The 12,959-nt window shown below is 36.9% G+C and carries 12 protein-coding genes and 1 other annotated feature (1 of these 13 cut by a window edge); of the genes, 11 read left to right on the forward strand and 1 reads right to left on the reverse strand.

What is annotated here, in order from left to right; all coding sequences use genetic code 11:
- Positions 1–60: a binding site (T-box leader), on the forward strand (it extends 169 nt beyond the left edge of the window).
- Positions 61–117: 57 nt separating this feature from the next.
- The gene (locus DOK78_RS05770; RefSeq protein ID WP_207941358.1) at positions 118–1,212 is read left to right on the forward strand and encodes an aminotransferase class I/II-fold pyridoxal phosphate-dependent enzyme; all 1,095 of its coding nucleotides are present in this window, start codon (positions 118–120) and stop codon (positions 1,210–1,212) included.
- 41 nt (positions 1,213–1,253) lie between these two features.
- Here the strand turns inward: DOK78_RS05770 and DOK78_RS05775 are convergent, their stop codons facing one another.
- Complete coding sequence (locus tag DOK78_RS05775) at positions 1,254–1,775, reverse strand: GNAT family N-acetyltransferase (RefSeq protein ID WP_207941357.1); 522 nt, start codon at positions 1,773–1,775, stop codon at positions 1,254–1,256.
- A 307-nt stretch (positions 1,776–2,082) separates the two neighbouring features.
- Here DOK78_RS05775 and DOK78_RS05780 point away from each other — a divergent pair, with 307 nt between their 5' ends.
- The 10 genes from DOK78_RS05780 (at position 2,083) to DOK78_RS05825 (ending at position 12,959) form a co-directional block, all read left to right on the forward strand.
- Entirely contained in the window at positions 2,083–2,643 is a 561-nt protein-coding gene (locus DOK78_RS05780) for a DUF1836 domain-containing protein (RefSeq protein ID WP_207941356.1), read from the forward strand.
- Positions 2,636–3,490: a DegV family protein gene (locus DOK78_RS05785; RefSeq protein ID WP_207941354.1), complete on the forward strand. Its 855-nt coding sequence runs from the start codon at positions 2,636–2,638 to the stop codon at positions 3,488–3,490. The genes DOK78_RS05780 and DOK78_RS05785 overlap by 8 nt, the downstream gene beginning before the upstream one ends.
- A 163-nt stretch (positions 3,491–3,653) precedes the next feature.
- Positions 3,654–4,358, forward strand: coding sequence for a response regulator YycF (yycF, locus tag DOK78_RS05790; RefSeq protein WP_016174435.1), 705 nt, complete (start codon positions 3,654–3,656; stop codon positions 4,356–4,358).
- 6 nt (positions 4,359–4,364) lie between these two features.
- Entirely contained in the window at positions 4,365–6,197 is a 1,833-nt protein-coding gene (gene walK, locus DOK78_RS05795) for a cell wall metabolism sensor histidine kinase WalK (RefSeq protein ID WP_207941352.1), read from the forward strand.
- Positions 6,194–7,510 carry a YycH family regulatory protein gene (locus DOK78_RS05800; protein WP_207941350.1) on the forward strand — a complete coding sequence of 439 codons (1,317 nt, stop codon included), beginning with the start codon at positions 6,194–6,196 and terminating at the stop codon, positions 7,508–7,510. Before walK ends, DOK78_RS05800 begins: the two co-directional genes overlap by 4 nt.
- Positions 7,500–8,363, forward strand: a complete 864-nt coding sequence (locus tag DOK78_RS05805; protein WP_207941348.1) for a two-component system regulatory protein YycI — start codon at positions 7,500–7,502, stop codon at positions 8,361–8,363. The genes DOK78_RS05800 and DOK78_RS05805 overlap by 11 nt, the downstream gene beginning before the upstream one ends.
- A gap of 53 nt (positions 8,364–8,416) precedes the next feature.
- Positions 8,417–9,223: an MBL fold metallo-hydrolase gene (locus DOK78_RS05810; protein ID WP_207941346.1), complete on the forward strand. Its 807-nt coding sequence runs from the start codon at positions 8,417–8,419 to the stop codon at positions 9,221–9,223.
- A gap of 47 nt (positions 9,224–9,270) precedes the next feature.
- Positions 9,271–10,038 (forward strand): MurR/RpiR family transcriptional regulator, encoded by a 768-nt coding sequence (locus DOK78_RS05815; protein WP_207941344.1) that lies wholly within the window; start codon positions 9,271–9,273, stop codon positions 10,036–10,038.
- A 174-nt stretch (positions 10,039–10,212) separates the two neighbouring features.
- Complete coding sequence (locus DOK78_RS05820; RefSeq protein ID WP_207941342.1) at positions 10,213–11,508, forward strand: PTS sugar transporter subunit IIC; 1,296 nt, start codon at positions 10,213–10,215, stop codon at positions 11,506–11,508.
- A gap of 23 nt (positions 11,509–11,531) precedes the next feature.
- Complete coding sequence (locus DOK78_RS05825; protein WP_243430529.1) at positions 11,532–12,959, forward strand: 6-phospho-beta-glucosidase; 1,428 nt, start codon at positions 11,532–11,534, stop codon at positions 12,957–12,959.

A 12,959-nucleotide genomic window follows, 5' to 3' on the forward strand; every position in this document is an offset into this window, starting at 1 on the left:
GGTATCATTTGTGAGAATGGTATAAATTAGGGTGGTAACGCGAATTTATTCGTCCCTTTGTAAAAAGCAATTGCTTTTACAAAGGGACGATTTTTTTTTATTTTAGGAGGGAAAGATATGACTGAAAAACAATTAGCAACAAATTTAGTACAACTAGGGAATCGCACAGATTTGCAAAACGGTTCTATCAGTGCGCCGATTTTTTTATCAACAACTTATGCGCATCCGGGTTTAGGCCAAAGTACAGGATATGATTATATCCGTACGAAAAACCCTACACGCGATGTTTTAGAAGAAGGACTAGCAAAATTAGAAGCAGGTACTCAAGCAGTAGTGACCAGTTCTGGAATGAGTGCGATTCAATTAGTGTTTAATTATTTTTCAGTAGGAAGTAAATTTTTAGTTTCTAGAGATTTATATGGTGGTAGTTTCCGTTACTTTGATGACCTTGAGTCAAAAGGTATCGCAACGTTTGATTATTTTACAGATTTAGATAATTTTAAAGCAAAAATGACCAAAGAAATAGATGGTGTGTTCTTAGAGACGCCAACGAATCCATTAATGAATGAAGTTTCTATTCGAGAAGTAGCAACGATTTCCAAAGAACACGAAGCTCTTTTAATTGTTGATAATACTTTCTTAACGCCATTACGCCAGCGTCCTTTAGAAGAAGGAGCGGATGTAGTCATTCATTCAGGAACGAAATATTTATCTGGGCATAATGATATTTTAGCTGGTGTCGTCGTTGCAAAAGACCCTGTGTTGGGTGAGAAACTAGCTTGGCTAGCAAACACAACAGGACCAACATTGAGTGCTTTTGACAGCTGGTTATTTGTTCGTAGTTTAAAAACATTAGAAGTCCGTTTTAATCAACAAGAAAAAAATGCGCAAGCAATCGTTGAAGTATTGAAAAAACATCCAGCAATCAAAGATGTTTTATACGTAGGCATTGGGGCTATGATTAGCATTCGTGTCGCTGATGAAAATAAAATTAGTGATTTTTTACAAGCGTTAGAAGTGTTCTCTTTTGCTGAAAGTTTAGGTGGCGTTGAAAGTTTAATCACGTATCCTACGACGCAAACACATGCAGATATTCCGCAAGAGTTACGTGAGTCATACGGCTTAACCCCGGATTTATTACGTATTTCTGTCGGAATTGAACACGTTGCTGATTTGATTGCCGATTTGGAAAAAGCGTTAAATGTTTTTTAATGAAATAAAAAGAGGACCTGCACTCGGGTCCTCTTTAATCGTTAGTCTGTTAATTTCTTTACCATAATAAAGTCGGTTTGCTGGTCTTCCCCCATAAAAAATGAGTGTTGACCTTGGCGTACAAAGCCCATTGTCTGATAAAAAGCTCGTGCAGGTTGGTTGTGTTCCCACACGCCAAGCCAAACGGTGTCTTTCCTTTGTTCTAACGCCATTTGGATTGCTTGGTCAATAAGATAGCGACCTAAGCCTTGACGTTTATGGGACATGCGAATATATAACCGCTCAATTTCTAAGGCGTTGTTGGCAATAGCTTCAGTTTGGGCATCATCGGTATTGATTTTTAAATATCCAGCAAGTTCTTCATTTTTGTATAAAAAGAAAAAGGTAGAATGAGGTGTTTGTAATTCATTGGTTAATTTCTCATCTGTATACGCATGATCTAGATAAGCTTTCATATTTTCAGGCGAATTTTGTTTGGCAAACGTGTCACTAAAGGTTTCAAAACTAATTTCTTGTAAAGTTTTTAAGTCTGTTAACGTGCCTTTTTTTAATTGAATCGACATAGTCTTCTCCTTTTTTAATTTTCTTTTTATCATACGCGTAATTTTTTTAGGACGCAATAGTATTTTTTCCTTACTTTTTTATAAGAAAAAATTTACAAGATGGAAGATTTTCATTCATCATTTATTCATATTTAGTGATTATTATTTGTACATACCAATAAAACAACCCTAACACTTTTTCATTTTTACTCCTACGTCTGCCGATTCCCCGTTGGCAGACAATTTTTTTGCTTTACCTAGTTCTGAAAACTAGATATAATGATTATATAAAACATATTTAATGAATTTCAAAAAGAGGTGCATTTTTTTGGACAAGCTACAAGCGGATATTTATGAATGGGGTGAATCACTGGCCGATTTTCATTTGCCACGTTGGGATGAATTGCCAGAATTAGATTTATATATGGATCAAGTCATTACATTGGTAGATCGTTATTTGTCACCAGTCATTCGGATTGATAAACATACCCTTCTAACCTCTTCAATGGTAAATAATTATGTGAAAAAAGGCATGATCCCACCGCCTGAAAAAAAACGTTATACGCGTCGACATGTTGCGTTTTTAATAGCAATTACATTGCTAAAACAGGTGCTAACCATTCCAGAAATTAAAAATGGCATCTTGTTTCAAGGAAAAGCTGTTGGTATTCGTAATGCATATAATCTTTTTTGTGAAGAGCAAGAAACAGCTGTGCAGCATGTATGCTTACAAGCCATGGGGCAACTTGAACATCAAGAGCCACAAAAAATTGCAGTAGAATATTTGGCAGTTAAAGCCGCAACCGTTTCGTTTGCAAATAAATTATTTGCTGAAAACGTAATTGAAATAGAAAGTCAGTATTTAGAAAAAGGAGAAAGCCATGACTAAAGAAAAAATTGCCTTACTGGTAGATTCAGGTACAGATGTTCCACAAGAAATAATTGACAAGTATGGAATGTTTATGATTCCGTTAAAAATTATTTATAAAGAACGTACGTATACAGATAAAATTGATATTACACCTGAGCAAGTATATACACGTTTGAAAGAAGAGGTGCCAACTACCTCTTTACCTGATGGGAAAGCTATTCAAGAAATTTTTGATGAAATCAAAGCGCAAGGCTATCAGAAAGTAATTGCGGTTACTATTTCAAGTGGCTTAAGTGGGACCTATAATATTTTACGGTTATTAGGTCAAGAACAAGAAACCGAAGTCTTTGTCTTAGATACAAAAAGTATTGGAATCGGCGCTGGTCTACAAGCAATTCATGCAGCCGAATTAATCGCTCAAGGAATGGAATGGGAAGCGTTGATTCTGCAATTAGAGAAAAAAGTCAAAGAATCTAAAGTCTATTTCAATGTTGCAACGTTAGAATATTTGCAAAAGGGTGGCCGGATTGGTTTAGTTGCTTCACTTATTGGGACGGCCTTAAAATTAAATCCGACGATTTCTTGTAACGAAGAAGGTGTCTATCATACCGTTGCTAAAACTCGTGGGCGCAAAAAAAGTTTAGAGAATATGGTCAAACTAGTGAAAGAATTTGTTGGCGATCGACCATCTTTTCGTTTGGCAATTGCCCAAGGAGATGCCATAGAGGAAGGTAAATGGTTACATGATTTAGTTAAACAAACCTTTCCCAATGCCGAATCGATTTTATTTGGGCCAATTTCTCCTGCGTTAGTGGTACATACAGGACCAGGACTTCTAGGAATTGGGGTACAATTATTAGACTAATTATTAACAGACTCAAATTTTATGAGTCTGTTTTTTTAGTAAGAAAAACTTTAGAAAACTATTATCAAAAGGTGTTTTAATGAAACCATGCGCAAAATCATGTATAATAGACACGATAGTCAAGATGTGAGCGCATAATAATTAAAAACGAGGTGACTTTTTTGTGAAAAAAATATTAGTCGTAGATGATGAGAAACCGATCTCAGATATTGTTAAGTTTAATCTTACTAAGGAAGGTTATGAAGTATACACCGCATACGATGGGGAAGAAGCGCTTGAAAAAGTGAACGAAATAGAACCAGATTTGATTTTATTGGATTTAATGTTACCTAAAATGGATGGTTTAGAAGTAGCACGTGAGGTTCGTAAAACGTATGATATGCCAATCATTATGGTAACTGCCAAAGATTCTGAAATCGATAAAGTATTAGGTTTAGAATTGGGTGCCGATGATTATGTCACGAAACCATTTTCGAATCGTGAGCTAGTTGCTCGCGTCAAAGCAAACTTGCGTCGTGGCTCTTCTGCTGGTAAAGAAGTGGAAGAACCTGTTAACACAGAGTTGTCAATTGGCGATTTAACGATTCATCCCGATGCGTATATGGTAACAAAATATGGTTCAGCTATTGAATTAACACATCGTGAATTTGAACTATTACATTATTTAGCCAAACATATTGGTCAAGTAATGACTCGCGAACATCTATTACAAACAGTGTGGGGCTATGATTATTTTGGTGACGTGCGTACAGTGGATGTAACAGTTCGTCGTTTACGTGAAAAAATTGAAGACAACCCAAGTCATCCAAACTATTTAGTTACTCGCCGCGGTGTAGGATATTACCTACGTAATCCGGAACAGGAGTAAGAATGTATGAAGAATAAAGTTCGCTTTTTTCAATCAGTGAACTTTAAAATCGCCCTGACATTTATCTTGATTTTGTTAATTTCAATCGAGATTATCGGGGCGTATTTTATTCGCGGATTGGAACGCTCAACGATCGAGAGTTTTAAAACAGGGATGAATTCTCAAGTTGAAACGCTCGCAGGTACGTTAGGCAATTATTTAGGTCAAGAAGGAACAAATAGTCAACAAGTGGATAGTGAAATCCAACGAGTCTTAGATAATAGTGATTCACCAGACATTGTTGAGATGAAAGTCGTCGATCAAAAAAGCATCATTCGAGCAACGACAAATGTCAGTGACCGTAATTCGATTGGTAAGAAAAATGAAGATCCGTATATCAATGATTTTGCGAATAAAAATATTACAGCGATTGATGATTCCACAGGTGATCGTGTGCAGATTAATGTTCAGGTCATTCAGTCTGCTGGTGATACGGTCATTGGTGTCTTATATGTGAAAAGTAATTTAGAACAAAAGTACAATGAAATTAATAACATTGCGTTTATCTTTGTAACGGCATCAGTGATTGCGGCGATGATTTCTATGCTAGTGGCGGTCTTGATTGCACGTTCTATTACGCAACCCATTGGCGAAATGCGAGAACAAGCATTGCGGATTGCTAAGGGAGATTATAGTCACAAAGTAGAGGTTAAAGGTCGTGACGAGCTAGGTCAATTAGCCGAAACATTCAATCAACTAGCCGAAAGAATTGAAGAAACACAAGAAGCGATGGAGTCTGAACGCAATCGATTAAATAGCGTATTAGCGCATATGACTGACGGCGTCGTTGCGACTGACCGACGAGGCAAAGTTATCACCATCAACGAAATGGCGTTATCGTTATTGAATGTCAAACAAGAAGAAGCAATCGGGCAATCGATTCTAACGTTATTTGAAATGGAAGAAGATTATACATTGCGTAAATTATTGGAAAATCCAAATGAAATTTTATTGGACCGCCCTTCAAATGATCCTAATTTAGAGGCTTTAATCTTACGTGTCGATTTCTCAATGATTCGCCGGGAATCAGGGTTTATTTCTGGTTTAGTAGCGGTGTTACATGATGTTACTGAGCAAGAAAAAACAGAACAAGAACGTCGAGAGTTTGTCTCAAATGTTTCTCATGAATTGCGCACGCCGCTAACGAGTATGCGTAGTTACATTGAGGCATTAAATGAAGGCGCATGGCAGGACCCGGAGATTGCACCCAATTTCTTAAAAGTAACATTAGATGAAACAGATCGTATGATTCGGATGATTAATGACTTATTAAATCTTTCGCGGATGGACAGTGGGAATTCTGGTCTACAATTGGAATTTATTAATTTTAAAGAATTAGTCCATTTCGTCTTGGATCGTTTTGATATGATGGTTAATAATCATGAAAAGAGTTATATCATTCGTCGTGAGTTTACCAAGCGTGAGTTATGGTTAGAAGTGGACACGGACCGCATGATTCAAGTAATCGATAATATTATGAACAATGCTATTAAATACTCGCCTGATGGTGGGATTATCACTGTTCGTTTAGTAGAGACGCATAACAATATTATTTTAAGCGTGACGGATCAAGGCTTGGGAATTCCGAAGAAAGATTTAACAAAAATTTTCGATCGTTTCTATCGTGTAGACAAAGCGCGTGCTAGAAAACAAGGGGGAACGGGGCTTGGTTTAGCAATCTCTCGTGAAGTGCTTAAAGCACATGGTGGAACTATTTGGGCAGAAAGTCGTGAAAATGTTGGTTCAACGTTCTTTATCAGCTTACCATATGAACCTTACGAGGAGGATTGGTGGGAATGAAAATTACAGAAAGAATGGTACGCTTTGGCTTATGTACGATGATTGCGTTAAGTTTTTATTTGTCTTATCTGATATGGTGGAGTCCAGCAACCAAAGATACGACATTAGTCAATGAAGTCGAGACAGATGCGCGTACGGAATTAAACGTTAAAGATGCATCAGAGGTTTTTCTGCCGTTACGTTTAACACGCATTGACCAGGAAACAATTGATGAAACCAATACCGAAAGTTTAGTAAAAAAATTCCAAACAGATATCGCAAATGCACAGTTTGAAACAGCGCATATAAAAAAGTATGACTCTGCCGAAGATTTTGCTACCCAAACGCAATTAGATGAAGGCGTTGAGTTAGCATATGCAGCAGCGATGCCGATGAGTTCCTATTTAGATACTTTCCATATTACCTTGCCAATGTCAGAGGAAATGGAACAAGAGACGGAATTTTTACGTATTCAAATTGATTTCAAAAAAGAAAAGATTCGATTTTTAAATCGGAATAAATTGACTGTTTTAGAAGCGAAAGTTTTATCAGGAATGAATGAATTTAAACATACAATTAAGAATAATGCTGCAGAATGGGTGGCGGTATTTCGTGACCCAGGCTACAGCTCGTACCAATATTACACCGTTGAACCAGTGAAACTGAAGATGTATAGCTACATTTCTTCTACGCGTCCTTATACGGTATTTCGAGATTCATTCTTTACTAATCCTAAAAACGTGCGCAGTAATGATGGAACAGCTAATTTGAATTTTTACGATGGGACAGAATCAATGACAATCCAACAAGAGCAGCAACAAATCGATTTTCGTAGTGTTGTTCGTACGGATCATCAATTTGATATCTATACCACTAGTTATAATTATATTCGTGGATTAGGGACAAATTACGGCTCATTACGTTTATTCGATCAATCGAAAAATATCATTGATTACCGTATTTTTGTTGAGGGATTTCCTGTTTTTAGTGATAGAGCGGAAGGGAAAATCACTGTTCGTTTTAGTGAAAACGGCCAAGTGAATCAAAAAAATATTGAAATTAAAGCCAATTTAAATACGATTCAAGTACCGATTCCGTCAGAGCGAGAAATTACCTTACCTTCCAGTTATGAAGTAGTCCAAAACTTGTATTTACATGGAGCGGAGTACGAAAAACTAAATATGATTGTCATTGGATATGGTTGGAAAAATATACAAGATACAGGCGTCATTGACTTAGAACCGAATTGGTACATTCAGTATGAAAACACTTGGTATAGCTATGAACAGTTACTAGCGTATTTAGAAGAAAGCGAGGAGACAAATGGATTTTAAACGAATCGAATGGATTTTTTTCCTAGCTTTTCTGGGGGTAAATATATTTTTAGTCAGTATTTATCGAGAAGCACGCTCTGAGCAAAATATTGTCTCTCGTTCGAATCAAAAAATTCCAATTGAACAACGGTTAGCTTCTGAGAATATTCAATCAGCGGGTGGTTTTTCAGAAGAAAAAATTCTCGGCTATTATTTAAGCGGTGAACCCACAAATATGGATCAACTCATAGAAAAAGAACGCGCAAATAGCGCTCATCCAGAACTTGTTAATGGCCAAACGACAACTGAAGGAACGGTGTTAACGCATGTTGTCAATGATGGCGCGTACCTACGTAATAATGGTCGAATGACAGATACCCTACACAATTACTTTGAACGAAGCAAGAATTTAATGTTTCAAAATGAATATACGTATATTTCAGAATGGGATAGAGCAGACGGTGACTATGTTGAACTCTTTGCTGCTCAAGCGTATGAAGGAATTCCAATTAATGATGATTCTAGTCGCTTAGGAATCACAGTAAGAAAAGAAGAAGACTCCTTAATCGTGGTGAGTTATACACAAACGCATGTGGATAATTTAACACCACTCCGTGAAGCAATGATGTTATATTCAGAAGAAGATGCGGTCAATACGTTATATATCAATAATAAAATTCCAAGCAATTCCACTTTGAAGTGGCAACAGCTTGCCTATACGTTGACGCTTAAAGTTCGTGGGAAAAATGTTTATGTTCCAGCTTGGTTTGTTGCGATTGAAACCCCAGATGAGACGGTTCAAATTGAGCGCGTTAATGCTTTAACAAATCGTATTATCACAAATACTACAGTTCGCACAGTAGAAAATACGTAAAAAGATGGGTATAATAGATTCAATGTTTAAATTTAGAGAGGAAGTCACAGGCAATGGAGAAACAAAACGCATTTCAAATTAGCATCTTAGCAAGTGGAAGTTCAGGAAACTCGTTGTTTATTGAAACCGAGAAGAAAAAAATCTTGGTAGATGCTGGTCTAAGCGGTAAAAAAATTACTTCATTGTTAGGTGAAGTCGGACGAAAACCAGAAGAATTAGATGCTATTTTGGTTACTCATGAGCATCGCGATCATATTCATGGAGTCGGTGTTCTGGCTAGAAAATACAAATTGGATGTCTATGCGAATGAAAAAACGTGGCAAGCAATGTCACCTTTAATCGGTAATGTCGCAGTGGAACAGCAACATATTTTTGAAATGGGGAAAATCTTAACTTTTGGTGATATGGATATCGAAAGTTTTGGAGTATCTCATGATGCGGCTGCTCCTCAATTCTATCGTTTTTATAAAAACGGGAAATCATTTGTCATCCTAACAGACACGGGTTATTGTAGTGATTATCTACGCGGCACGATTCGTGGAGCAGATGCGTATTTAATGGAAAGCAATCATGATCTGGAAATGTTACGAATGGGTGCGTATCCGTGGAACTTAAAACAACGAATCTTAGGTGATCGAGGGCACCTATCGAATGAAGACGGGGCATTAGTGATGACTGATATTCTAACCGATAACACGAAACGGATTTATTTAGGACATTTAAGTCGTGAAAATAATTTGAAAGAATTGGCTCATATGACTATGGAAAATATCTTATATGAACACGGACTAGGTGTAGGTGAAACCGTGCATGTTTATGATACCGATCCAAGTAAAGCAACAGAATTATTTGTCATTTAAAAGAAGGGCGCGAGGCTCTTCTTTTTTGTTCAGAAAGGATAGTTGAGATGTTTGATAACGAAAAAGTGAGGACCTTAAACGAGTTAGAAATGCTGGTTTATGATTATATTTTAAAACATAGAGAAGTTGTAGTAGAAATGTCGATTCGTGAATTGTCTGCGGTATGTCACGTTTCGACGGCAACTATTGTTCGTGTGTGTCACAAGCTAAATTTAGCCGGATTCTCTGAGTTGAAATATGTTATTAAACAAAAAATTGAAACAGATACGTTGTATAATCTGGATTATTTTTATCATGAAACTTCTCAAATCGATACTTTTTTAAAACGTGTGAACCAAGAAAGTTATCGTAAAATCCTAGAGATCGCCATTGATATGATTGTTGCAGCGAATCATATTATTTTTACAGGAATTGGCACTAGCGGCATTTTAGGCATGTATGGTAGTCGTTATTTCATGAATGTTGGTTTGAATTGTTACAGCTTAACAGATGCTTTTGCTCCAGTTTCTCCTCGGTTGCAAACGAACACGTTAATCATTGCTCTGTCGGTATCTGGAGAAACACCAGAAGTTTTAGACCAAATAAAAGAATTTAAACAATACGGCGGAACAATTTTAAGTATTACCAATGATGAGCATTCAACCATTGCTCGTTTTTCAGATTATAATTTATCGTATTATATGCCGGAAGTCTTTTATGGTAGAAGAGACGACTTAAATATTACCACACAAGTTCCTGTTATTACGCTTTTGGAAGTTTTAGCCCAACAAGCCAGTCATAAAATTTATCTTGCTAAAAAAACAGATTCCGAATGAAGAGAGGAATCTGTTTTTTTTATTGAAACATGTTTCAAATTTCTGGTAACTACTTTTTTTTCAAAAATTTTTTGTTTATATTAAGGGATGTAAGCGAATACTTTGTTGGATAATAGTAACAACAGATTTACAAGCAATTATTATAAGTAAAATGAACGAATAGGAGAAATGACAATGAACGATTTTATGAATGAAAGAGTATTACCTCCGATTTTAAAATTTGTTAATACCAAAGCAATCACAGCTTTACGTAATGGGATGTTATATACGATGCCCTTCACTATCGTAGGCTCAATTTTCTTATTGCTTTCTAATTTTCCAGTTACAGCGGTTGCTGATTGGGTAAGAGATTCTGGTTTAGGTGTGTATTTTGACCAAGCATACGGGGCTTCATTTGCCATTATGTCCATTTTTGCTGTCATGGGAATTGCTTACTCTTACGTTAAAAATGAAGGGTTTGAAGGCTTACCAGCCGGTATGATTGGATTAGTTGTTTATTTATTGACAATGCGTTCAACTGTAACCGATGCAGAAGCAGGAGTGACAATTGGTAATGTAATCGATAAAAACTGGACAAGTGGTCAAGGAATGATTAGTGCTATTTTAGTCGGTCTTTTTGTTGGTTGGGGTTATTCATGGTTCTTAAAACGAGATATTCGAATTAAACTTCCTGAACAAGTTCCGGCAAATGTTGCTAATTCGTTTACAGCATTAATTCCAGCAGCCGCGTTAATTACTGTCGCGATGATTGTATATGCTTTGTTTGATGTTTTCATGAAGACCACCGTAGTTGAATGGATTTATGCAGTGATTCAAAGTCCAATGCAAGGTGTGACTGATTCTTTAGGCGGCGCCTTAATGATTGGTTTTTTAACGCCATTTCTTTGGTTTTTCGGAGTTCATGGTTCAACAATTGTTGGTGGAATCATGGGACCAATTTTACAAGCAAACTCATTGGCGAACTCAGAAATTTTAAATTCTGGAAAAGGATTGACGTTAGCAAATGGTGGACATATTGTGACACAACAATTTTATGACCAATTTATCAATGTGACGGGTGCGGGAATGACGATTGGTTTAGTGATGTTTATGGCGGTATTTGCACGTTCTGCTCAATACCGACAATTAGGTCGCTTGTCACTAGCGCCAGCTTTTTTCGGAATTAATGAACCAATTGTTTTTGCTACACCAATTGTGATGAATCCAATTATGGTTGTACCATTTATTTTAACGCCAGTTGTTTCTAGTATTATTACTTATTTTGCTCTATACACTGGATTAGTCCCCTTGTTTACAGCTATTCAAGTACCATGGACAACGCCACCTGTGATTTCAGGCTTTTTAATTAGTGGTTGGCAAGCAGCGTTACTTCAGTTAATCGTTTTAACAATTGGCTTTTTCATTTATTTCCCATTTGCAAGAAAAATGGATCAAATTAATGTAGCACAAGAACGTGGCGAAGAAATTTAATTAAAGGAAAAGGGTGTATAAGTATGTTAAGAAAAGATTTCTTATGGGGTGGCGCAGTGGCTGCCCATCAATTAGAAGGTGGTTGGCAAGAAGGCGGCAAGGGTATTAGTGTGGCTGATGTGATGACTGTAGGAAAACATGGCGTTCCCCGTCGAATTACCGATGGCGTGTTGGCAGGCGAAAATTATCCTAACCATGAAGCCATTCAATTTTACCATCATTACAAAGAAGACGTGAAGTTATTTGCAGAATTAGGATTAAAATGTTTTCGAACATCGATTGCTTGGACAAGAATTTTTCCTAAAGGGGATGAAATAGAACCTAATGAAGCTGGATTACAATTTTATGATGATTTATTCGATGAATGTCTAAAATATGGCATTGAACCAGTCATCACATTGTCGCATTTCGAAATGCCGTATCACTTAGTTACAGAATATGGTGGGTGGCGTAATCGGAAAGTGATTGATTTCTTTGCACGTTTTGCAGAAGTTTGTTTTACACGCTATCAAAATAAAGTAAACTACTGGATGACATTTAACGAAATTAATAACCAAGCAAATTATGTAGAAGACTTTGCGCCGTTCACAAATTCAGGTTTGAAATATGTTGAAGGCGAAGACCGAGAAAAAATTATGTATCAAGCGGCACATTACGAATTAGTTGCTAGTGCGAAAGCTGTTGAAATTGGTCATCGAATCAATCCTGATTTTCAAATTGGCTGCATGATTGCAATGGTGCCAATCTATCCATATTCTTGCGCACCAAAAGATATGATGGCCGCAACAGTAGCCATGCAACGTCGTTATTGGTTCACGGATGTTCATTGTAAAGGCGAATATCCAAGTTATATCGATGCTTATTTTGAACGCAAAGAGTATCAATTAGACCGAACAAAAGAAGACTTAGACTTATTGAAAAAAGGCACAGTTGACTATATTGGTTTTAGTTATTACATGTCATTTGCGATTAAAGACAGCGGGAAAGCACCAACCTTTGATTATGATGAAGCTCGTGATTTGGTGCGAAACCCGAATGTAGAGGCTTCTGATTGGGGCTGGCAAATTGATCCAATGGGCTTGCGTTATGCGATGAATTGGTTTAATGAACGCTATGAACGCCCATTGTTTATTGTTGAAAATGGCTTTGGTGCAATTGACGAAATCGATTCTGTAACGAATCGAGTAGAAGACGACTACCGGATTGCTTACTTGAAAGCTCATATTGAAGCGATGAAGGAAGCTGTGGAATACGACGGAATTGATTTGCTGGGGTACACACCTTGGGGGTTTATCGATTTAGTTTCTGCGGGAACTGGGGAAATGAAAAAACGCTATGGCTTTATTTATGTTGATAAAGACAACGAAGGTCAAGGAACGTTAGCTCGCAGTAAGAAAAAATCATTTGATTGGTACCAAAACGTTATTGCAACGAATGGAGAAGAACTATAA

This window comes from Enterococcus sp. DIV2402 (genome assembly GCF_017426705.2).
Lineage (GTDB): Bacteria > Bacillota > Bacilli > Lactobacillales > Enterococcaceae > Enterococcus_F > Enterococcus_F lowellii.

Excerpts from the sequence above, each read along its gene's own strand:
- DOK78_RS05770 (WP_207941358.1), top strand. The coding sequence starts at position 118 with ATGACTGAAAAACAATTAGCAACAAATTTAGTACAACTAGGGAATCGC.
- DOK78_RS05775 (WP_207941357.1), bottom strand. The coding sequence starts at position 1,775 with ATGTCGATTCAATTAAAAAAAGGCACGTTAACAGACTTAAAAACTTTA.
- DOK78_RS05785 (WP_207941354.1), top strand. The coding sequence starts at position 2,636 with ATGACTAAAGAAAAAATTGCCTTACTGGTAGATTCAGGTACAGATGTT.
- walK (WP_207941352.1), top strand. The coding sequence starts at position 4,365 with ATGAAGAATAAAGTTCGCTTTTTTCAATCAGTGAACTTTAAAATCGCC.
- DOK78_RS05800 (WP_207941350.1), top strand. The coding sequence starts at position 6,194 with ATGAAAATTACAGAAAGAATGGTACGCTTTGGCTTATGTACGATGATT.
- DOK78_RS05805 (WP_207941348.1), top strand. The coding sequence starts at position 7,500 with ATGGATTTTAAACGAATCGAATGGATTTTTTTCCTAGCTTTTCTGGGG.
- DOK78_RS05810 (WP_207941346.1), top strand. The coding sequence starts at position 8,417 with ATGGAGAAACAAAACGCATTTCAAATTAGCATCTTAGCAAGTGGAAGT.
- DOK78_RS05815 (WP_207941344.1), top strand. The coding sequence starts at position 9,271 with ATGTTTGATAACGAAAAAGTGAGGACCTTAAACGAGTTAGAAATGCTG.
- DOK78_RS05820 (WP_207941342.1), top strand. The coding sequence starts at position 10,213 with ATGAACGATTTTATGAATGAAAGAGTATTACCTCCGATTTTAAAATTT.
- DOK78_RS05825 (WP_243430529.1), top strand. The coding sequence starts at position 11,532 with ATGTTAAGAAAAGATTTCTTATGGGGTGGCGCAGTGGCTGCCCATCAA.